Below are 20,895 nucleotides of genomic sequence, written 5' to 3' on the forward strand. Positions count from 1 at the left end.
GTGGTCCGCCGCTCCCGGCACGGTGTTTCACGTGAAACTACGTCGTCCCGCACGCCGGGCCACCCTCGTTGTCCATGTCGCCGCCTCGGCGGGCTGGCTCGGGCTCACCCTCGGGCTGCTCGCGCTCGCCACGGCCGCGATCACCACCGACTCCCACCCGACCATTGAGGCCTCCGTCCGTGCGATGAAGGTCTTCACCGACTGGCTCGTCCTCCCCCTGGCACTCCTCACCCTGCTGAGCGGCCTGCTGCTCTCACTCGGTACGTCCTGGGGGCTCGCCCGCCATCGCTGGGTGTACACGAAGTTCTGGCTGACGCTGGCGACGACGGCCGCGTCGACCTTCGCGCTACGGCCGGGGATCAACGAAGCGGTCGCGACCGTGTCCGCAGGGGACGCCCTGGCCAGTTCGACCGACCTCATCATGGGACCGATCGTCTCCCTCAGCGCTTACCTCTTCATGACGGTCATCTCCGTGCTCAAGCCCTGGGGGCCGACCCGGCGGGGCCGCCGCCTGCGCGCCGCTCACCAGCGTGGCCAGAGGAAACTTGGCGAAAAGCAACGTGCTTCTCCCCACAAAGAGGTGGACGCCGAGGTCATGCGTCAGACAGCCTGACCCGCGTGTCGACACCTTCCCTCTCCGCACTGCCCATCCGCAGGCTCACGCCCCGCGACCTCACCGCCTGTGCCGATCTGTCCGAGGACCGCGGCTGGCCCCGCGAGGAACACAAATGGGGGCTGCTGCTCTCGGCCGGGACGGGCTACGGCATCGACGACCCCGACGGCCCCGGCCTCATCGCCGCGTGCGTCGTGACGCAGTACGGACCGTACGAGAACCCAGGACTGTCGGCGATCGGCATGGTGCTGGTCGCCGAACGGCACTCCCGCAAGGGCATCGGCCGCCGTCTGATGCGCTCCGTCATCGAGGGCGCGGGCACCACCCCGCTGACCCTGCACGCGACGCCCAACGGCCGCCCCCTCTACGAAGAGCTCGGCTTCAAGACGACCGGCCGCGCCGAAATGGTCCGCGGCCGCTTCACCGTCGACGGCTCGGACGCACAGGCGCCGGGCATCGCCACCCGGGCGGCGACCGCGGAGGACCTGCCCACCCTGGTCCGGCTCGACACAGAGGTCTTCGGCCTCGACCGCACCCACATCATCACCCGCCTCCCTGCCTTCACCGATCAGCTACGGGTCGCGGAGGCGGACGGCGAGATCATCGGCTACGCGGGGGCCTGGCCGAACATGGAGACCCACGTCGTCGGCCCGCTGATCGCCCGGGACACGGAGACGGCCAAGGCGCTCATCGCCTCGCTCGGCGCCCGTACCGACCGCCCGCTGCGCACGGACATCGACGTCCGCCACGAGGAACTGCTCGCGTGGGTGAAGGCTCACGGTCTGGAGTCCATCGCCTTCAACTCCGTGATGACGTACGGCATCCCGGAGCTGCTCGGTGACTGGACGCGCCGGTTCGCCCCGCTGACGGTGGCGGCGGGCTGAGCGCGTAGGGCCGCTTCCACGCCGAAGCCCGCCCTCACCTGCCGTGACTCTTCCGGCGGTGAGGGCGGGCTTTCCGTTGGGCCCCGGTCGGGCCCGGTGAGGTGAGGCAGGGGTTAGACGAGGGCCTCCACGGCCGTCGTCGCGAATCCGTGGTCCTGCTCCGGGGCGCCACCACCGACACCGATGGCGCCGATGAGACGGCCGTCGCGGTGGACGGGCACGCCACCCGCGATGAACAGCAGCGGCCGGTCGAGGGCCGTCGGCAGCGTGTGGAAGAGGCCGCCGGGCTGGACGGCGTCCACGAGGTCGGCGGTCGGGGTGTTCAGCTGGAGCGCGGTGTACGCCTTGCGCGTGCTGGTCTCGCCGGCGATCAGCACCGCCCGGTCGTCACGCCGGAAGGCGAGGAGATGGCCACCGGCGTCGAGGACGGTGACGCTGACGTGGACTCCGGCGGCGTCGGCGGCGCGGTGTGCGGCGCTCACGAGGGCCTCGGCGTCGGAGATGGTCAGCGGGGCGACAGCGATGGGGGCGGGGGTGGTGCTCACGAGGAGTCTCTCCTTGGTGGAACGGTGTTTCGGTGAGGCCCCTCGCCCCGGGCCAGTGGAAGCCGGGGCGAGGGAGGCTTGGGGTCAGTGGTGGGCGGCCGCCACGTGCTCGGGCACGGGGGTGGCGCCGGTGACGACCTTGGTGGGCGCGGGGGACCGGCGCTCCAGCGCCGCCGACAGGAAGGCGAGGACCAGGGCGGACGCGGCGAGCACGGCACCGACCCAGTTCGGAGCGGTGTAACCGAGGCCCGCGGAGATCACGATGCCGCCGAGCCAGGCCGACAGGGCGTTGCCCAGGTTGAAGGCGCCGATGTTGACGGCGGAGGCGAGCGTGGGCGCTCCGGAGGCCTGGTCGAGGACCCGCTTCTGCAGCGGCGGCACGGTGGCGAAGCCCAGGGCGCCGATCAGCATGATGGTCACGGCCGAAGCGATCTTGTTGTGCGCGGTGAGCGTGAAGACACCGAGGACGAGGGCCAGCGAGCCGAGCGAGACGTACAGCATGGGCATCAGCGCGCGGTCCGCGAACCGGCCGCCGATCAGGTTGCCGGCAACCATGCCGAGGCCGAACAGGACGAGCAGCCAGGTCACGGAGGACTCCGAGTAGCCGGCGACCTCCGTCATCATCGGCGTGATGTAGGTGATGGCCGCGAACACGCCGCCGAAGCCGAGCACGGTCATCGCCATGGCGAGCAGCACCTGCACGTTGCGGAACGCGCCGATCTCCTGGCGCAGGCTCACACCCGCGGGCTTGGGCAGGTCCGGTACGAGCTTGGCGACACCGACGAGGCCGACCACACCCAGGGCGGCGACGATGACGAAGGTGATCCGCCAGCCGATGGCCTGGCCGACGAACGTACCCAGCGGGACGCCGACCACATTGGCCACGGTCAGACCCGAGAACATGGTGGCGATGGCCCCGGCCTTCTTCTCGGGGGCGACCAGCTCGGCCGCGACGACCGAGCCGATGCCGAAGAAGGCACCGTGGGCGAGGGAGGCGACGACGCGTCCGGCGAGCATCACGCCGAAGGCCGGTGCGACGGCCGAGAGCAGATTGCCCGCGATGAACAGGCCCATCAGCAGCATGAGCATCCGCTTCCGCGAGATGCGGGTGCCGAGGGCGGTCATCAGCGGGGCACCCAGCACGACGCCCAGGGCGTAGCCGGTCACGAGGAACCCTGCCGTGGGGATGGAGACGTCGAAGTCACCCGCGACCTCGGGAAGGAGTCCCATGATCACGAACTCGGTGGTCCCGATTCCGAAGGCCCCGATCGCTAGGGCCAGAAGCGCGAGAGGCATGGAGCTACCTTCCAAACGATTGCGGGAGCGCTTAACGTGCGTCCACAATAGTTGCAGGCGCGGGTTAATTGCAAGCGCTGGATATTGCAGCAGTGGACTATCCTGGACGCAGCCGCTCTGGGACGCAGGAAGACGGAGGAACGCCATGACAGCGACCGACCCCGCACTCACCGCGCTGGCCCAGGGCTGGTGCGCGCTCTCCCTGCTCCACGGGAAGATCGAGTCCCATGTGGAGCGGGCACTCCAGGCCAAGCACGGCCTGAGCGTGCGGGAGTACAGCCTGCTCGACGTGCTCAGCCGCCAGCACGACGGCGAGGGCGGCCATCTGCAGATGAAGCAGGTCGCCGATGCCGTGGTCCTCAGCCAGAGCGCCACCACCCGCCTGGTCACCCGGCTCGAGGAGCGCGGTCTCCTCCTGCGCTATCTGTGCCCCACGGACCGGCGCGGCATCTACACGAACGTCAGCGACAGCGGCACCCAGCTCCTCGCCGAGGCCCGGCCCACCAACGACGCGGCCCTGCGCGAGGCCCTGGACGAGGCCGCGCAGAACCCTGAGCTCGCCCCGCTGGTCCGGGTCGTCGAAACGGTGCGCGCGCCTGTGTGAGGCACGGCTTGCGTGTGAGGCACAGCTTGCGTGTGAGCCATGGCCTACGTGTGAGCCACGGCCTGTCGGGCGGCGAGCGTCGGGCGTTGGGCTGAGGGGGCGGGGAGCGCGGTGGAGGGTGCGCGCGGCGAGCGCATGAGCCAGTAGTCGCCTCAGCCCGACAGGCCCCCACAGGCCCCACAGGCCCCACAGGCCCCAGATCATCACGCCAGGGCGGCACCCTCAGGTCACCGCCGACCCCAACCCCTCGGCCAGCCGCCTACGCATAGGCTGCGGCCATGGGAGATCTTGAGATACGACCTGCCGTCGCCGATGACATCCCCGCGATCGTGGCCATGCTGGCGGACGACCCCCTGGGCGCCCAGCGCGAGTCGCTGGACGACCTCACCCCGTACTTCCCCGCCTTCCAGCGGCTCGCCGAGGACCCGAACCAGCACCTGGTCGTCGCCGTCCGCGAAGGCCGCGTCGTCGGCACGCTCCAGCTCACGATCATTCCGGGTCTGTCCCGGAAGGGTGCCACGCGGTCGATCATCGAAGCGGTACGCGTGCACGCCGAGGAGCGCGGCAGCGGCCTCGGCACCCGGTTCATCGAGTGGGCCGTCGATGAATCCCGGCGCCAGGGCTGCCAGTTGGTGCAGCTGACCTCGGACGCGACTCGCACCGACGCCCATCGCTTCTACGAGCGTCTGGGCTTCACGGCCTCGCACGTGGGCTTCAAGCTCCAGCTCTGAAGCGGGCGATGGCGCCTGAACGGCCGCTGCCATACGAAGCGAAAGGCCCAGGTTGTCCTGCTTCGCTGTTTCACGTGAAACAGGACAACCTGGCCTGCGTCTCCGCGATCGCCCCTTGTCCACGCGGTCGGCCCTTGACCACGCGGTCGGCCCTTGACCACGCGGTCGGCCCTTGACCGCAATCGCCTCTTGGCCGCAGTCAGTTCCTGTTGATCGCAGTCAGTTCCTGGTCGCGGACTACGCGAGGCCCCGCCACCCCTCCGGGTCCACCCCGCCGGGCACCGGAGCCTTCGCGTCGTACGGCTCCCGCGTGAAGACGAACGACCCCAGGTCGAGATGGCTCACCGAGCCGTCCGGCCGCCGAACCGCTCGCAGAAGCTCACCCGCGTAGTACCCGTCGAGCCCGGTCCACGTCCCGTCACCGTTCGGCCGGAAGCTCGAACCACGGCCGCCGCCCGCGAGCGAGCCCAGCTGAACCGCGCCATCCGCCGCGAGGCGCAGCACCTGGACACTGGTCCCCCAGTACCAAGGCCCGGTCAGCTCCAGTACGGCCGGGTCGACCTCACGCAGCGGCCGCCAGGGCTCAGGGATGCGCGGCTCCGCCTCCGCCACGATCCCTACGAGCTCGGCCGCCACCGTGGCCACCGGGAGGCCGGAGGTGCAGTTGGCGAGGACCACGGCCGCGACATCGGCCTCCTCACAGGTCCACAGGCTGGCGACGAAGCCCGGCAGCGAGCCCGTGTGCCCGATGAGCGCGCCACCGCTGAACCGGACGATGCCGACGCCAAGCCCGTACGTCTGCTCCGCGTCACCGAGCTCCGCGACCGCCGCCGGCGCCTTCATCTCCCGGACCGTTTCGAGACAGAGCACTCGGTCATCGCCCCGCATCAGGAACACGGCGAAGCGCGCCAGGTCAGCCGTCGTCGACCACAGCTGCCCTGCCGGAGCCATGAGTCCCAGGTCCTCCACGGGCTCCGGCAGCAACACATCGGCCCACGGATGCACCGCCCAGCCACCCGCGTGCGGAGCCATCGGCTGCCCGCTCGTACGGTTCAGGCCGAGCGGTTCCAGGACCTCCCTGCGCAGTACCTCCTCCCACGGCGCACCGCGCAACGCCTCGATCAGCGAACCCAGGAGTGTGTAGCCGGGGTTGGAGTAGTGGAAGCGGCGCCCCACCGGGTGCTTGAAGGGTTGCTCCCCAAGGACGTCACTCAGCTCGGGTCGCAGTGACGCGGGGCTGCGCTCCCACCACTGCCCCGGCGTCTCGGCCGCGAGTCCGCCCCGGTGCGACAGGAGTTCAGCGATCGTGACCTCCCCTACGCCGGTGCCCGGCAGGTGCTTCTCCAGCGGATCGGAGAGATCGAGCAGGCCCTCGTCGCGGAGCCGCATCACCAGGACGGCGGTGAACGTCTTGGTGATCGATCCGATGCGGTACTGCACGTTCTCGTCCGGCCCATGGCCGTCGACCGAGGTCCGGCTTCCCGTCCACACCAGCTCACCTCCCCGCACGACGGCAGCGACCAGGGACGGCGCTCGCCCCTCCGTCTGAGCGGTGGCAATCCGATGGGTCAAGGCGCGGCGCGTAGAGGGAAGCAGCTCTTCGTTTGTCATAGGGCCAGTTCATACGGGCGGGTGCCCCAGCGTCGAGCCCATTACGAACGCATCCGTATCCACTGTGAATGCATCCGTATCCACAGGGACGCTTTCGCTCCACGCCCTACCTGGCCACGCCATGTTTCACGTGAAACGTCCGCGCTTGCGCGCAGGATCTTCGGCTGACCGCCGGGCCCCTCTGCGAGGACGGAATCGCCGCCCGCCACACAAGATCGCATCTGTGACCCACGTCTCGTCGGCGCATGTCACGAATCCGCAGCCCCACTCTGTCTACCTTTCGAGGCCGCACCGGCGGCGGACATCGGAGGGAGAGCGTGATGGCAGCGCACATCGTGGTTCTGGGAGCGGGTTACGCGGGCGTCGTCGCGGCCAAGTCGATCGCCAAGCAGTCCGGCACCCGGGTGACCTTGGTGAACGCGAGCGACCGGTTCGTCGAGCGGGTGCGGATGCACCAGGTCGCGGTGGGCCAGCAGGTGCGCCAGCGGCCGATCGCCGAACTGCTCACGGGCGCACCCGTGGAGTTCGTCGTCGACCGCGTCGTCGCCATCGACGCCGAGCGTCGCGAAGTCGTCCTGGCCGATGCCGCGCCCCTCGGCTACGACACGCTGGTCTACGCGCTCGGCAGCCTCGCCGCCCACGACGCCGTTCCGGGAGCGGCCGAGCACGCGTATCCGCTGGCCGTCGCCCAGGACGCCGACCGCCTGCGGGCACGGCTGGCCGCGGGCGGCACCGTCACGGTCGTCGGCGGCGGTCTGACCGGCATCGAGGCCGCGGCCGAACTGGCCGAGACGCGACCGGAGTTGAAGGTACGCCTGGTCACCGGCGGCGCGCTCGGCGCGGCGCTCTCCGAGCGGGGTCGACAGCACCTGCGGCGCGTCTTCGCCCGCCTCGGCATCGAGGTACGGGACCACGCCAAGGTCACCGAGGTCCGCGCGGACGGCGTACTCCTCGCCGACGGCGCGCTGCTGCCCTCGGACACAGTGGTGTGGACGACAGGCTTCCGAGTGCCTGAGATCGCACGCGAGGCCGGTCTGGCCGTCGACGACCACGGGCGCGTGCTCGTCGACCCGACGCTGCGTTCGGTGTCCCACCCGGACGTCTACGCCGTCGGTGACGCGGCCGCCGCTCGCCGGCAGGACGGGCAGGAACTGCGCATGGCCTGCGCCACCGGCCTGCCGTCGGCGGCCCATGTGGCGCGGTCGATCAGCGACCGTCTGGCGGGCCGTACCCCGAGCCCGCTGCGCTTCCGGTACCTCAACCAGTGCGTCAGCCTGGGCCGCCGCGACGGCCTCATCCAGTTCGTCCGGGACGACGACAGCGCGGTCGAGCGCGTGCTCACGGGCCGCGTCGCCGCCTGGTACAAGGAGTTCATCGTCCGGGGCGCCCTGTCGGCCCAGCGCCACCCGGGCCTGGTGAAGCTGACCCCGCGCGGGAGCAAGGCCGCATAGCCCGACAGGCGTGCCCCCCCTGCCGCGCGCGTTACGTCTGGGCCATGTCCACGAAGCGCGAGTAGTGGCCCTGGAAGGCGACGGTGATCGTCGCCGTGGGGCCGTTACGGTGCTTGCCCACGATGATGTCCGCCTCGCCCGCGCGCGGTGACTCCTTCTCGTACGCGTCCTCGCGGTGCAGCAGGATCACCATGTCGGCGTCCTGCTCGATGGAACCGGACTCACGCAGGTCGGAGACCTGGGGCTTCTTGTCCGTGCGCTGCTCGGGACCACGGTTCAACTGCGAGAGCGCGATGACCGGAACCTCGAGCTCCTTGGCCAGCAGCTTCAGGTTTCGCGACATGTCCGAGACTTCCTGCTGGCGGCTCTCGGCCCGCTTCGAGCCACCGGACTGCATCAGCTGCAGATAGTCGATGATCACGAGCTTGATGTCGCTGCGCTGCTTGAGGCGGCGGCACTTCGCGCGGATCTCCATCATCGACAGGTTCGGGGAGTCGTCGATGTAGAGCGGCGCCGCCGAGACCTCGGGCATCCGGCGGGCGAGCCGGGTCCAGTCCTCGTCCGTCATCGTGCCGGAGCGCATGTGGTGCAGTGCCACGCGTGCCTCCGCGGACAGCAGACGCATCGCGATCTCGTTGCGCCCCATTTCCAGGGAGAAGATCACGCTGGGCAAGCTGTGCTTGATGGAAGCGGCGCGCGCGAAGTCGAGGGCCAGCGTGGACTTACCCATGGCGGGGCGGGCCGCGATGACGATCATCTGGCCGGGGTGCAGACCGTTGGTGAGCGAGTCGAAGTCGGTGAAGCCCGTCGGCACACCCGTCATCTCGCCGCTGCGGGAGCCGATCGCCTCGATCTCGTCGAGGGCTCCCTCCATGATGTCGCCGAGCGGCAGGTAGTCCTCGCTGGTGCGCTGCTCGGTGACGGCGTAGATCTCGGCCTGGGCGCTGTTGACGATCTCGTCGACGTCGCCGTCCGCCGCGTATCCCATCTGCGTGATGCGGGTGCCCGCCTCGACCAGGCGGCGCAGGACCGCGCGCTCGTGCACGATCTCCGCGTAGTACTCGGCGTTCGCCGCGGTCGGGACCGTCTGGACCAGGGAGTGCAGATACGAGGGGCCGCCGACCTTGGTGATCTCGCCGCGCTTGGTGAGCTCGGCGGCGACCGTGATGGGGTCGGCGGGCTCGCCCTTGGCGTACAGATCGAGGATCGCGGTGAAGACCGTCTCGTGGGCCGGGCGGTAGAAGTCGTGGCCCTTGAGCACCTCGACGACATCGGCGATGGCGTCCTTCGACAGGAGCATGCCACCGAGCACGGACTGTTCCGCGTCCAGGTCCTGGGGCGGTACGCGCTCGAAGGAGGGGCTCCCTCCGTCCCAGCCCCGCTCGTGCTGCTCATCACGGCCCTGGCCGCCGTCGCGGCGCGGGCGGGACGCGGGCAGCCGGTCCCCCGGCCCGCTGTCGGCCCACGGGTCGTCCAAGGGCTCGGAAATACTCACCGGGCCACCTCCTCCCGTCCGCCGCGCGGACCTCGCCGTGCCCCTCTTTCCTACGGCACGACACTGACAAATAAGGGGGCCCAACTCCGGTTCTGACGCGTCGGATTTGCGTGGTTTCGCCGATGACAGGACGAGGCGGGCGCCGCACAACCGTAGGCCCGTCGGCACCGTCAGCCAATCTGGTTATCCACAGGCACTGTGGATGACTGCCCCGATGCTGTGGAGAACCCCGGGAAACCTGTGCACGGCCCGGTGGACAGCCCTGTGAACAAGCCCTCAGGCGACTTTCCACAGCCGCCCTGACCTGCATCTTTCCCATCCACCGGCTGTGCAGAAGAAAAACTTCCCCAGTCGGCCCAAGATCTTGTCGAACAGCGCCCGTCCCCACGCCCGCTCTCGATGCAGGTAAGGGTCCTAAGTCAATTGCATCTCTTACCTGTGGAAGATTAGATTGGTGCTCATGACACAGGCTCCCGCGGCGCCCAAGGCCGCCCGGCGACGACACGACCGAGAGATCGTCGCACTCGCCGTTCCCGCCTTCGGCGCACTCGTGGCCGAGCCCCTCTTCGTCATGGCCGACAGCGCCATCGTCGGCCACCTCGGCACGGCTCAGCTCGCCGGCCTCGGCATCGCCTCGGCCCTCCTGACAACCGCCGTCAGCGTCTTCGTCTTCCTCGCGTACGCCACCACCGCCGCAGTCGCCCGCCGCGTGGGCGCCGGTGACCTCCCGGCCGCCATCCGTCAGGGCATGGACGGCATCTGGCTCGCCCTTCTGCTCGGCGTGGCCGTGATCGCCGTCGCCCTGCCCACGGCACCCGCGCTCGTGGGCCTCTTCGGTGCCTCGGACGCCGCCACGCCCCACGCGGTCACCTATCTGAGGATCTCGGCCCTCGGCATACCCGCGATGCTGGCCGTCCTCGCCGCCACCGGCGTCCTGCGGGGCCTCCAGGACACCAAGACGCCGCTGTACGTCGCCATCGGCGGCTTTGTCGCCAACGGCGTGCTCAACGTGCTCCTCGTCTACGGAGCGGGCCTCGGCATCGCCGGGTCCGCCTGGGGCACCGTCCTCACCCAGTGCGCGATGGCCGCCGTCTATCTGACCGTCGTCGTCCGCGGCGCCCGACGCCACGGCGCCTCGCTGCGCCCGGACGCCGCAGGCATCAGAGCCTGCGCACAGGCGGGCGTCCCTCTTCTGGCCCGCACGCTCTCCCTCAAGGCGATCGTCATCATCGCCACCGCCGTGGCCGCCCGGCTCGGCGATGCCGACATAGCCGCGCACCAGATCGTCCTGTCCCTGTGGAGCCTGCTGTCCTTCGCCCTCGACGCCATCGCGATCGCCGGGCAGGCCATCATCGGCCGCTATCTGGGAGCGGGCGATGCCCAGGGCGCCCGCGACGCCTGCCGCCGCATGGTGCAGTGGGGCTTCGCCTCGGGTGTCGTCCTCGGCCTGCTGGTCGTCCTGGCCCGGCCCGTGTTCGTCCCGCTCTTCTCCAGCGACGCCGCCGTCCAGGACGCCGCTCTGCCCGCGCTGATCGTGATAGCCCTCGCCCAGCCGATCTGCGGCATCGTCTACGTACTCGACGGTGTCCTCATGGGCGCGGGAGACGGGCCGTATCTGGCCTGGGCCATGCTGATCACCCTCGCGGTGTTCGCACCCGCGGCCCTGCTCGTCCCCACCCTCGGCGGCGCACTGACCTCTCTGTGGGTCGCGATGACGCTCATGATGACCGTACGCATGCTCACCCTGTGGCTGCGCTCCCGCTCGGGCCGCTGGATCGTCACAGGGGCCACGCGCTGAGGCGATGTTTCACGTGAAACGTGCCCGGCGTTTGAGCACCATCTCCTGATCCACAGCCGCGTCACGACGTTCCAGACACGACCGATGGAAGCACTCCCGCTCAACGCCATCCACTCGTCCCGCGCTGTCCACGCATGACAAGAGGGCCGCACCAGTAGGTGCGGCCCTCTTGCTCAGTCCTGCGAAACGCAGCGCTAGCGCGGCGTTCAGGCAGCGACGACCTCGACGTTGACCTTGGCGGCCACCTCGGGGTGCAGACGCACGGACGTCGCGTGGGCGCCCAGCGTCTTGATCGGCGCGCCGAGCTCGATGCGGCGCTTGTCGACCTTCGGGCCACCGGCAGCCGCGATCGCCGAAGCGACGTCAGCCGGGGTGACGGAACCGAAGAGACGACCGGCGTCGCCGGAGCGGACGGCCAGACGGACCTTGACGCCCTCGAGCTGGGCCTTGATCTCGTTGGCCTGCTCGATGGTCGCGATCTCGTGGATCTTGCGCGCACGACGGATCTGCGCGACGTCCTTCTCGCCACCCTTGGTCCAGCGGATCGCGAAGTTCCGCGGGATCAGGTAGTTGCGAGCGTAGCCGTCCTTGACGTCGACGACGTCGCCAGCGGCACCGAGGCCAGAGACCTCGTGGGTGAGGATGATCTTCATGTTTCGGTCACCCTTCCCTTATCGCGCGGTGGACGTGTAGGGCAGCAGCGCCATCTCACGGCTGTTCTTCACGGCCGTGGCGACGTCACGCTGGTGCTGCGTGCAGTTGCCGGTCACGCGGCGGGCACGGATCTTGCCGCGGTCGGAAATGAACTTCCGCAGCATGTTCGTGTCCTTGTAGTCCACGTACGTGACCTTGTCCTTGCAGAATGCGCAGACCTTCTTCTTAGGCTTGCGCACAGGCGGCTTCGCCATGGTGTTTCTCCTGTGTGATCAAGAAGTGTGGGTACGACCCGCCTTCTCGTCCCGGGGCCGGGGCCCTGGGTCTTAGAAGGGGGGCTCGTCCGAGTAGCCGCCGCCGGAGCCGCCGGAGCTTCCGCCCCAGCCGCCACCGCCGCCGCTGCCGCCCTGCTGGCCGCCACCGGCCGGCGCACCGGTCGCCCAGGGGTCGTCGGCGGGAGCACCGCCGCCACCCTGCTGCTGACCGCCACCGGGGCCACCGCCCCAGCCGCCGCCCTGCTGACCGCCGCCACCGCCGCCGTACCCACCCTGGCCGCCGCGACCGGTGGTCTTGGTGACCTTGGCCGTGGCGTTCTTCAAGCTGGCGCCGACTTCCTCGACGTCCAGCTCGTAGACCGTGCGCTTGATGCCCTCACGGTCCTCGTAGGACCGCTGCTTCAGCCGGCCCTGCACGATGACGCGCATGCCTCGCTGGAGCGACTCGGCGACGTTCTCCGCCGCCTGACGCCAGACCGAGCAGGTCAGGAACAGGCTCTCGCCGTCCTTCCACTCGTTGGTCTGCCGGTCGAAGGTGCGGGGAGTGGACGCGACGCGGAACTTCGCGACCGCCGCACCGGACGGGGTGAAGCGCAGCTCGGGGTCGTCGACAAGATTGCCGACGACCGTGATGACGGTCTCGCCTGCCATTGGGGGAACCTCTCGGCGGGTTTGCTGCTGGCTGCTGGTGCTGCTACTCGAATCCCGAGTACCGCCGAGCCTCGCGGCTCAGCGGGTCCGAGCCAGGGGCTCAGTGGGTCTCGGGGCGGAGGACCTTGGTCCGGAGGACCGACTCGTTCAGGTTCATCTGGCGGTCGAGCTCCTTGACGACCGCAGGCTCGGCCTGCAGGTCGATGACCGAGTAGATGCCCTCGGGCTTCTTCTTGATCTCGTACGAGAGACGACGACGGCCCCAGGTGTCGACCTTCTCGACCTTTCCGTTGCCCTCACGGACGACGGAGAGGAAGTTCTCGATCAGCGGGGAGACAGCGCGCTCCTCGAGATCGGGGTCGAGGATGACCATCACCTCGTAGTGACGCATGTGGAACCCACCTCCTTTGGACTCAGCGGCCACGGTCGTTCCGTGGCAGGAGGGTCGTGATGCGTACGCAACGGTATCGGCCGCCACTGACAATCGACCGCCCCGAGCGGAGGTCCGAGGGGGAGTCGCGTCGTGTGGCTGTACCAGTCAGTGACGGATCAGTGACTGGCCTGGGCAGACACCGGTGCAGACGGTACAGAGTACCCGCACCTAGGCTTCCGGTTGAAATCCGGCGGCGGGCGGGCAGAATCTGTACACATCGGGTGTGTATGGCGCTACGATGCGCTGCCTTTCCGCAGGAGGTGCCTCCATGGCACAGACATTGCGACGTGACACCGCCGGTTCCCTCTTCGCGACCGACGGCAAGCCCCATCCCCTCCAGGACACACTGCTCGGCGTGACGCTGATCCTCGGCGCGATCGCCTTCGTGTCCGCGATGTTCCACAACCTCCATCTGCTCAGTTCCTGGACCGGCCTGGTGGGCATCTTCACCGGCGCGTACGGACAGTTCATCTCGGTGACGACGCGGGAGCGCTTCTTCCTGATCGTCGGCCTCGGTGCCTGTGCGGTCGGCTTCTTCCTGGGCATGGCGCACGGCGGCCTCTTCGGTGGACTCTGGTGACCTGCGACGGCCGCGGATGAGCCGTCCCCGGCCGCGCCGCCTTCTCCGAACCGGCTGTTGACCGGTCCGCACCACCCCTGGTCAGAGACGGGCCAGGGGCGAAGGTGCGATACGCCCAGACGGGGCGCTCGCAGGGCGCAGTAGGCTTCGGCGCTAGAGCCGGAGCCCCTGTACCCATGGGGACACACCAGCCCGAGGAGCGCCGCGAATGAGCCTGACCCTGAGGACCATCAGCCGAGAGCAACATCTGGCGTACATCCAGAGCCTGCCGTCGGCGAGCCATTGCCAGGTCCCCGCATGGGCAGACGTGAAGAGTGAATGGCGTTCGGAGAACCTCGGTTGGTTCGACGACAGGACCGGTCACATGGTGGGCGCGGGCCTGGTGCTCTACCGCCAGCTGCCCAAGGTGAAGCGCTATCTCGCGTATCTCCCCGAGGGCCCGGTCATCAACTGGTACGCGCCGAACCTGGACGAGTGGCTCCAGCCGATGCTCGCGCACCTGAAGAAGCAGGGCGCCTTCTCGGTGAAGATGGGCCCGCCGGTCGTCATCCGCCGCTGGAACGCCCCCGCGATCAAGGCGGGCATCCAGAACCCCGACGTGAAGCGCCTGCGCGACATCGAGGCCACGCACATCGAGCCGCGCGCCTTCGAAGTCTCCGACAAGCTGCGGCGCATGGGCTGGCAGCAGGGCGAGGACGGCGGCGCCGGCTTCGGCGACGTGCAGCCCCGCTATGTCTTCCAGGTGCCGCTGGCCAACCGCTCGCTGGACGAGGTCCTCAAGAACTTCAACCAGCTGTGGCGCCGCAACATCAAGAAGGCCGAGAAGGCCGGTGTCGAGGTCGTCCAGGGCGGTTACAACGACCTTCCCGAGTGGCAGCGCCTGTACGAGATCACGGCGATCCGCGACAAGTTCCGGCCGCGGCCGCTGAGCTACTTCCAGCAGCAGTGGCGGGCCCTCAACTCCGAGGACCCCAACCGCATGCGGCTGTACTTCGCGCGGCACAACGGCGTGAACCTTTCGGCGGCGACGATGCTCGTCGTGGGCGGGCACGTCTGGTACTCCTACGGCGCCTCCGACAACATCGGCCGCGAGGTCCGGCCCTCGAACGCGATGCAGTGGCGGATGCTGCGCGACGCCTACGCGCTCGGCGCCTCGGTCTACGACCTGCGCGGCATCTCCGACTCGCTGGACGAGACGGACCACCTCTTCGGCCTGATCCAGTTCAAGGTCGGCACCGGCGGCGAGGCCGTCGAGTACGTCGGCGAGTGGGACTTCCCGCTGAACAAGCTGCTGCACAAGGCGCTCGACATCTACATGTCGCGTCGCTGATCCCGCACAGTCGCCTTCCGTAATTCCCTCCATATCTCTGTTACACCGCAGCCACCAGAAAGGTTCCGGGACCAGCCATGGCGCTCACGCTCTATGTCGACACCGCGCGCTGGCGGGCACACCAGAAGCACGTGCTTGACCAATTCCCAGGCATCGTCCCGGTCTGCAAGGGCAACGGCTACGGGTTCGGCCACGAGCGCCTCGCCGAGGAAGCCACGCGATTCGGCGCCGATGTCCTTGCCGTCGGCACGACCTACGAAGCCGCTCGGATCAAGGACTGGTTCGGCGGCGACCTGCTGGTCCTCACCCCGTTCCGCCGGGGCGAGGAGCCCGTGCCGCTGCCTGACCGCGTCATCCGCTCCGTGTCGTCTCTCGACGGCGTGCACGGGCTCGTGGGCGCCCGTGTCGTCATCGAGGTCATGTCCTCGATGAAGCGCCACGGCATCACCGAGCAGGACCTGCCGCATCTGCACGCCGCCATCGAGGACGTGCGCCTCGAAGGCTTCGCGATCCACCTGCCGCTCGACCGGCCCGACGGCACGGACGCCGTCAACGAGGTCATCGTCTGGATGGACCGGCTGCGCACGGCGCGGCTGCCGCTGCACACGATGTTCGTCAGCCACCTCAAGGCCGATGAACTCGCCCGCCTGCAGCAGCAGTTCCCCCAGACCCGCTTCCGGGCGCGGATCGGCACGCACCTGTGGCTGGGCGACCATCACGCGACCGAGTACCGGGGCTCCGTCCTGGACGTGACGCGCGTCGCCAAGGGGGACCGTTTCGGCTACCGGCAGCAGAAGGCCGCGTCCGACGGCTGGCTCGTCGTCGTCGCGGGCGGCACCTCACACGGTGTCGGCCTGGAGGCGCCGAAGGCGCTGCACGGGATGATGCCGCGCGCGAAGGGCGTGGCCCGCGCGGGACTCGCGACCGTGAACCGCAACCTCTCGCCGTTCGTCTGGGGCGCCAAGCAGCGCTGGTTCGCGGAGCCGCCGCACATGCAGGTGTCGATCCTGTTCGTGCCGTCGGACGCGCCGGAGCCGACGGTGGGCGAGGAGCTGGTCGCGCATCTGCGGCACACCACCACGCAGTTCGACCGGATCGTCGACCGCTGACCCCACGCGGCACCCGCGCCGAAGGGCGCGGTCCTCAACGGTGAAAGGGCCGGGCGCGACAGTTGTCGCGCCCGGCCCTTCGCGTGCCGGTCCTCCAGCGCCGCAGACCGCGGTCTCAGCGCCCTCCAAGCCCCGGCCCCGCCCCGTCACCGCCCTCCGGCGTTCCGGCCCTCCTGCCGCAGCCCACAGCCGTTCCGGTACACCGCCATCCGGGCGTCTTCTTGTTCGCTCAGGGCGAACGCTTCCCTGTCGTCCCCCATTCCACGTACGTCTCCTCGCCGTCACGCGCCCCGTCGTACCGCGGTGCCCGACCACCAAGGCTGAGCACGAACACGTCCGGCGCACCGTCCAGGACCCCGCCCGAAGGGTCGTCCTCGCCGGTCCGCCGCACCACGTCCCGCTCCGGCATGAGGATGTCGCGTACGACCACGGCGCACAGGTACAGCGTCCCCAGCAGGTGGATGGCGATGGCCACCTGGTAGCCCTCGGTCGGCAGTCCCTTGTGGGCGTCTCCGCTCGTCGTGTACGCGAGGTACATCCAGATGCCCAGGAAGTACGCGACCTCGCACGCCTGCCAGATCAGGAAGTCCCGCCAGCGCGGACGCGCCAGGGCGGCGAGCGGGATCAGCCACAGCACGTACTGCGGCGAGTACACCTTGTTGGTGAGGATGAAGGCGGCGACCACCAGGAAGGCCAGCTGCGCGAAGCGCGGGCGCCTGGGAGCGGTGAAGCCGAGCGCGGCGATGCCGAGGCAGGCGAGCAGCATGAGCACCACCGCCAGCCGGTTCACCGTGTCCGTGGTCGGCGGGTCGTCCATGCGCTGGGCGAGGATGAGCCAGAACGAGCCGAAGTCGACGCCCCGCTCCCGGCTGAAGCTGTAGAACTTCGCCCAGCCGTCCGGCGCCTGGATCATCACCGGCAGGTTCACCGCCAGCCAGGCTGCGGTCGTCGCGATGAGCGCGCTCCCGAACTCCCGCCACTTGCCCGCGCGCCAGCACAGCACGAGCAGCGGGCCGAGGAGCAGCGCGGGATAGAGCTTGGCCGCCGTCGCGAGCCCCAGCAGGATGCCGAAGGCGACCGCGCGCCCGCGCGACCACATCAGCATCGCGGCAGCGGTGAGGGCGACGGCGAACAGGTCCCAGTTGATCGTGGCCGTCAGCGCGAAGGCGGGCGCCAGGGCGACGAGCAGCGCGTCCCAGGGCCGACGCCGGTGGATGCGTGTCACGCAGACGGCGATGACGGCCGTGCAGGCCATCAGCATCCCGGCGTTGACCATCCAGTAGAACTTCTCCTGGTGCTGGAGGCTGCCGCTGCCCGGTGTCAGCCAGGCGGCCACCTCCATGAACAGCCCCGTGAGCACGGGGTACTCGAGGTACTCCATGTCGCCGGGCAGCTTGTCGAAGTACGGCACGAGTCCGTCGGCGAAGCCACGGCCCTGGTAGAGGTGGGGGATGTCGGAGTAGCACGCGTGGGTGTACTGCGAGCTCGCGCCGACGAACCAGGAGCCGTTGTAGCACGGGGCCTTCTGCACCATGCCGAGTGCGAACATCCCGAGGGCGACGAGCGCGATGACGCGCACGGGCGTCCACCATGTCGCCGCGAGGAGCGCTCTGCGGCCGATGGGCCCGCCGATCAGCTCGCTGCCGGAGGCCGAGAGCTCGTCCTGCCTCGTGGGAAGCACGGGCTGCGGGACCCGCTCGCTCAGGGGTGGATGTGCGCGTGTGGGGGGCGTCTTCTCTGCGCTGGGCATGGCGCACATCCTGCCGTACGGACCCTGTCAGGCCCTGGAAGCACCGACGCGTCCGCGCCCTGTGGCATCGAGGGGAAGAGCCCGCAGCGGCGACGGAGCCCTCAGTCAGGCAGCAGAGGGCCCTCAGCTCCGCCACAGCAGGCCGTGCGCGCCCTCTGGCGGGCCCTTCGGACACGGGCAAGGCCGCCGCACCACGGGGGTGCGGCGGCCTTGTTTCACGTGAAACACGCGACGTGCTCGGCGGTCAGCCTCCGGTCGGGCCTTCGAAGATGCCGCCACCGTTGCCGTTGTGGCCGTTCCCGTTGCCGTTTCCGTTGCCGCCGTTCGCGTCGCCCGTGGGCGGTGGTGACTCACCGCCCGGGCCGCCGATGACGCCCCCGTTGTCGTCCCCGCCCTCGGAGGCCCCGCCGTCGTCCTCGCACCTCGGATCCGAGGCCTTACAGGTCTCGGTCGGGTCGTCGGGGGTCTTCGTCGGCGGAGGCTCGGAGGACTTCGTCTCCGTGGGCGTGGGCGACGGGGAGTCGCTCGGCTCCTCTTCTTCCTCGGTCTGGGTGGGCGTGGGCACCACCGGCTGGCCGACGATCTCGCCGATGGGCTGCGGCGTCGGGAACGTCAGGACGGGCTTGCCCTTGAGCGCGGCCGACATGTAGTCCTGCCAGATCTCCGCGGGGAACGAGGCGCCGTGGATCTTCTCCTGGCCGCCCGTGCCGAACATCTCCAGGAACTGGCGCTTCTTGTTGGACTCGTCGTCGTCCATCCGGTACATGCTGATCGCCGTGGACAGCTGCGGGGTGTAGCCGACGAACCAGGCGGACTTGTTGCCGTCGGTCGTACCCGTCTTGCCGGCCACCTGACGGCCGGGGAGCTTCGCCGAGGTACCCGTGCCCTTCTCGACGACGGTCCGCAGGACGTCCGTGACGTTGTTCGCGACCGCGGGGGAGAAGGCCACCTTCGTCTTGGACGGGTGGGTGTAGACCGACTGACCCTCCTTCTCGATCTCCTTCACCGAGAACGGGTCACGCTGCTTACCGCTGGCCGCGAACGTGGCGTAGGCACCGGCCATCCGGATCGCGCTCGGGGACGACGTACCGAGGGAGAAGGACGGGTAGGTGGCGCCCGCCATGGAGTTGTCGTCCCGCAGGCCCGCGTCTATGGCCGCGGCCTTCACCTTGTCGAGCCCGACGTCCATGCCGAGCTGGACGTAGGCGGAGTTGACCGACTCCCGCATGGCCTCACGCAGGTCGATCTTGTAGCTCGGCGGGTTGTAGGACTGGTGGCCGTCGTTGCTCTGCAGCCACTCCTTGCCGTCCTTGTCCGTCCAGACCGTGCCGTCGTAGTTCTTGATCTTGAGCTTGTTCTTGCCGCTGTACAGGCTCTTCGGGTTGATGACGGTGCGCTGGGCGTCGTCCTGGTTCGCGCTCCCGCTCTTGTCCCGGATGCCGTTCTTGAAGGCCGCCGCCAGCACGAAGGGCTTGTACGTGGAACCGACCTGGGCACCCGTCGTGTCCGCGTTGTTGGTGAAGTGCTTGGTCGCGTCCTCACCGCCGTAGATGGCCTCGATCGCGCCGGTCCCGGGGTTGACCGAGGCGCCACCGAACTGGACGTACTTGTCCTTGTCCGGGCGCAGCTTCGGCTTGATGTTCTCCTTGCGGACCTTCTTCACGGCCTTTTCGAGCTCCGTGACCTTCTTCTTGCTGAAGGTCGTGTGGATCTCGTAGCCGCCCTGGTCCAGCTCCCGGGCGGAGATGTCGGTGTTGTTGACGACGTACGCCTTGGCGAGCGAGACGAGGTAGCCGATCTGGCCGCTCAGCTTGACGTTGGAGCGCGGGTTCTGCGGCGTCGGGAACTTGGTGTACTTCTCCCGTTCGGACGCCTCCATGCTGCCGTCCTTGACCTCCTCGTCGAGGATCCACGCCCAGCGCTTCTTGGCGCGCTCGGTGTTCGCCTGTGTGTTGGCCGAGGGGTCGATCTCCGGGTAGCCCGCCGGGTCGTAGTAGGTGGCGCCCTTGAGGACCGTGGCGAGCAGGGCGCACTCGCTGGGGTTCAGCTTCTGCGCCTCCTTGCCGAAGTAGGCGCGCGCGGCGGCCTGGATGCCGTAGGCGTTGCGGCCGTAGTAGGCGGTGTTGAGGTACCCCGCCATGATGTCTTCCTTGCTGACGGTCCGGCCGACCTTTATGGAGATGAACAGCTCCTTGAACTTCCGGCTGAACGTCTGCGACTGGTCGTCGAGCCGGGCGTTCTTCACGTACTGCTGCGTGATGGTCGAGCCGCCCTGGGTCTGACCGCCCTTGGCCATGTTCACCACGGCGCGGGCGATGCCCATCGGGTCGACGCCCTTGTCCTTGTAGAACGTCTTGTTCTCCGCCGAGATGACGGCGTTGCGCATCGCCTCGGGGATGTCCTCGTACTTGATGATCTGGCGGTTGGTCTCCCCACCGGTCGCGACCATCTGGGAGCCGTCGGCCCAGTAGTAGACGTTGTTCTGCGCCTTGGCCGCGTTGGCGACCTCGGGGATCTCGACGAGCGCGTACGCGATGCCCGCGACCGCCATCAGGCTGCCGAAGAACCCGATGACCAGGCCCGTGATCAGGCGCCACGACGGGATCCAGCGGCGCGGCCCGCTCCGGCCCGCGCGTGGATAGTCGATGAAGCGCTTCTTGGGCGGGCCGTAGCCCCGCCCGCGGCCGCGTCCGCCGCTCTCCGGCGCCCGGCGCCGGCCTCCGCCCACGGAGCCATTGCGGGCGGCGCGCCTGGCCTCCGCGCGCCCCCCGTAGGAGCGCCCCTCGTCCTCGGGGGCGCCGGATTCGTACGAAGACGAAGGTCCGTGCGGCGAAGACGGCGATCCGGTGGCGCCTCGCGGTGCTGCGCGACGGCCGGACGGCGCGCCGGACGCGCCCCGCCTGGCCGCGGCGCGTCCGCCGCCCTGTGGCGGCTTGCGACGGTGCTCGCTCATCGAACGACTACTCCTCGGGCAGGCGCGGTGGTCCGCACCTGGAAACGGCAGCTGGTTTCCGGTCCCCCCGACGTACGGACGAGTCCATTCCGGCACTCGTCCGTACGGCACCGGGACAGTAACGCCACCTCA

At 69.3% G+C, this 20,895-nt stretch carries 19 protein-coding genes; 9 read left to right on the plus strand and 10 right to left on the minus strand.

Annotated features, from left to right (window positions below; all coding sequences use genetic code 11):
• The first annotated feature begins 31 nt into the window (after positions 1-31).
• Entirely contained in the window at positions 32-613 is a 582-nt protein-coding gene (locus C9F11_RS20660) for a DUF2269 domain-containing protein (protein WP_138960669.1), read from the plus strand.
• 5 nt (positions 614-618) lie between these two features.
• Entirely contained in the window at positions 619-1,497 is an 879-nt protein-coding gene (locus C9F11_RS20665) for a GNAT family N-acetyltransferase (protein ID WP_138960670.1), read from the plus strand.
• Positions 1,498-1,610: 113 nt separating this feature from the next.
• Here the strand turns inward: C9F11_RS20665 and C9F11_RS20670 are convergent, their stop codons facing one another.
• Positions 1,611-2,042 carry a heme-binding protein gene (locus tag C9F11_RS20670; protein WP_138960671.1) on the minus strand — a complete coding sequence of 144 codons (432 nt, stop codon included), beginning with the start codon at positions 2,040-2,042 and terminating at the stop codon, positions 1,611-1,613.
• Between the two features lie 84 nt (positions 2,043-2,126).
• Positions 2,127-3,338, minus strand: coding sequence for an MFS transporter (locus tag C9F11_RS20675; protein WP_138960672.1), 1,212 nt, complete (start codon positions 3,336-3,338; stop codon positions 2,127-2,129).
• 145 nt (positions 3,339-3,483) lie between these two features.
• Here C9F11_RS20675 and C9F11_RS20680 point away from each other — a divergent pair, with 145 nt between their 5' ends.
• The gene (locus C9F11_RS20680) at positions 3,484-3,942 is read left to right on the plus strand and encodes a MarR family transcriptional regulator (protein WP_138960673.1); all 459 of its coding nucleotides are present in this window, start codon (positions 3,484-3,486) and stop codon (positions 3,940-3,942) included.
• Between the two features lie 278 nt (positions 3,943-4,220).
• On the plus strand, positions 4,221-4,673 hold the full coding sequence (locus C9F11_RS20685) for a GNAT family N-acetyltransferase (RefSeq protein ID WP_030676931.1): 453 nt from the start codon (positions 4,221-4,223) through the stop codon (positions 4,671-4,673).
• 237 nt (positions 4,674-4,910) lie between these two features.
• On the opposite strand, the gene C9F11_RS20690 is transcribed toward C9F11_RS20685, so the two are convergent.
• Entirely contained in the window at positions 4,911-6,284 is a 1,374-nt protein-coding gene (locus C9F11_RS20690) for a serine hydrolase domain-containing protein (protein WP_138960674.1), read from the minus strand.
• A gap of 320 nt (positions 6,285-6,604) precedes the next feature.
• On the opposite strand from C9F11_RS20690, the gene C9F11_RS20695 reads away from it, so the two are divergent.
• The gene (locus C9F11_RS20695) at positions 6,605-7,735 is read left to right on the plus strand and encodes an FAD-dependent oxidoreductase (RefSeq protein WP_138960675.1); all 1,131 of its coding nucleotides are present in this window, start codon (positions 6,605-6,607) and stop codon (positions 7,733-7,735) included.
• A gap of 31 nt (positions 7,736-7,766) precedes the next feature.
• On the opposite strand, the gene dnaB is transcribed toward C9F11_RS20695, so the two are convergent.
• Entirely contained in the window at positions 7,767-9,230 is a 1,464-nt protein-coding gene (gene dnaB, locus C9F11_RS20700) for a replicative DNA helicase (RefSeq protein ID WP_138960676.1), read from the minus strand.
• A 460-nt stretch (positions 9,231-9,690) separates the two neighbouring features.
• Here dnaB and C9F11_RS20705 point away from each other — a divergent pair, with 460 nt between their 5' ends.
• A complete protein-coding gene (locus tag C9F11_RS20705; protein WP_138960677.1) occupies positions 9,691-11,028 on the plus strand; it encodes an MATE family efflux transporter in 1,338 nt (445 codons plus the stop codon).
• A 206-nt stretch (positions 11,029-11,234) separates the two neighbouring features.
• Here the strand turns inward: C9F11_RS20705 and rplI are convergent, their stop codons facing one another.
• From rplI to rpsF, 4 genes are all read right to left on the minus strand, one after another.
• Complete coding sequence (rplI, locus tag C9F11_RS20710; protein WP_138960678.1) at positions 11,235-11,681, minus strand: 50S ribosomal protein L9; 447 nt, start codon at positions 11,679-11,681, stop codon at positions 11,235-11,237.
• Positions 11,682-11,699: 18 nt separating this feature from the next.
• Positions 11,700-11,936, minus strand: coding sequence for a 30S ribosomal protein S18 (rpsR, locus tag C9F11_RS20715; RefSeq protein ID WP_003949403.1), 237 nt, complete (start codon positions 11,934-11,936; stop codon positions 11,700-11,702).
• Positions 11,937-12,008: 72 nt separating this feature from the next.
• Positions 12,009-12,608, minus strand: coding sequence for a single-stranded DNA-binding protein (locus tag C9F11_RS20720; protein ID WP_138960679.1), 600 nt, complete (start codon positions 12,606-12,608; stop codon positions 12,009-12,011).
• Between the two features lie 100 nt (positions 12,609-12,708).
• The gene (rpsF, locus tag C9F11_RS20725; protein ID WP_006604399.1) at positions 12,709-12,999 is read right to left on the minus strand and encodes a 30S ribosomal protein S6; all 291 of its coding nucleotides are present in this window, start codon (positions 12,997-12,999) and stop codon (positions 12,709-12,711) included.
• A gap of 310 nt (positions 13,000-13,309) precedes the next feature.
• Here rpsF and C9F11_RS20730 point away from each other — a divergent pair, with 310 nt between their 5' ends.
• The 3 genes from C9F11_RS20730 to C9F11_RS20740 all read left to right on the plus strand — a co-directional run bounded on the left by C9F11_RS20730 (position 13,310) and on the right by C9F11_RS20740 (position 16,060).
• Positions 13,310-13,621, plus strand: coding sequence for a hypothetical protein (locus tag C9F11_RS20730; protein WP_030676909.1), 312 nt, complete (start codon positions 13,310-13,312; stop codon positions 13,619-13,621).
• Positions 13,622-13,829: 208 nt separating this feature from the next.
• Entirely contained in the window at positions 13,830-14,951 is a 1,122-nt protein-coding gene (locus C9F11_RS20735) for a peptidoglycan bridge formation glycyltransferase FemA/FemB family protein (protein ID WP_030676906.1), read from the plus strand.
• 77 nt (positions 14,952-15,028) lie between these two features.
• Positions 15,029-16,060, plus strand: coding sequence for an alanine racemase (locus C9F11_RS20740; RefSeq protein WP_138960680.1), 1,032 nt, complete (start codon positions 15,029-15,031; stop codon positions 16,058-16,060).
• 229 nt (positions 16,061-16,289) lie between these two features.
• Here the strand turns inward: C9F11_RS20740 and C9F11_RS20745 are convergent, their stop codons facing one another.
• Both C9F11_RS20745 and C9F11_RS20750 read right to left on the minus strand, forming a co-directional pair.
• Entirely contained in the window at positions 16,290-17,819 is a 1,530-nt protein-coding gene (locus C9F11_RS20745) for a glycosyltransferase 87 family protein (RefSeq protein ID WP_138960681.1), read from the minus strand.
• Between the two features lie 235 nt (positions 17,820-18,054).
• Positions 18,055-20,763 (minus strand): transglycosylase domain-containing protein, encoded by a 2,709-nt coding sequence (locus tag C9F11_RS20750; protein ID WP_138960682.1) that lies wholly within the window; start codon positions 20,761-20,763, stop codon positions 18,055-18,057.
• Positions 20,764-20,895: the final 132 nt, after the last annotated feature.

The sequence above is a fragment of the Streptomyces sp. YIM 121038 genome (assembly GCF_006088715.1).
GTDB lineage: Bacteria > Actinomycetota > Actinomycetes > Streptomycetales > Streptomycetaceae > Streptomyces.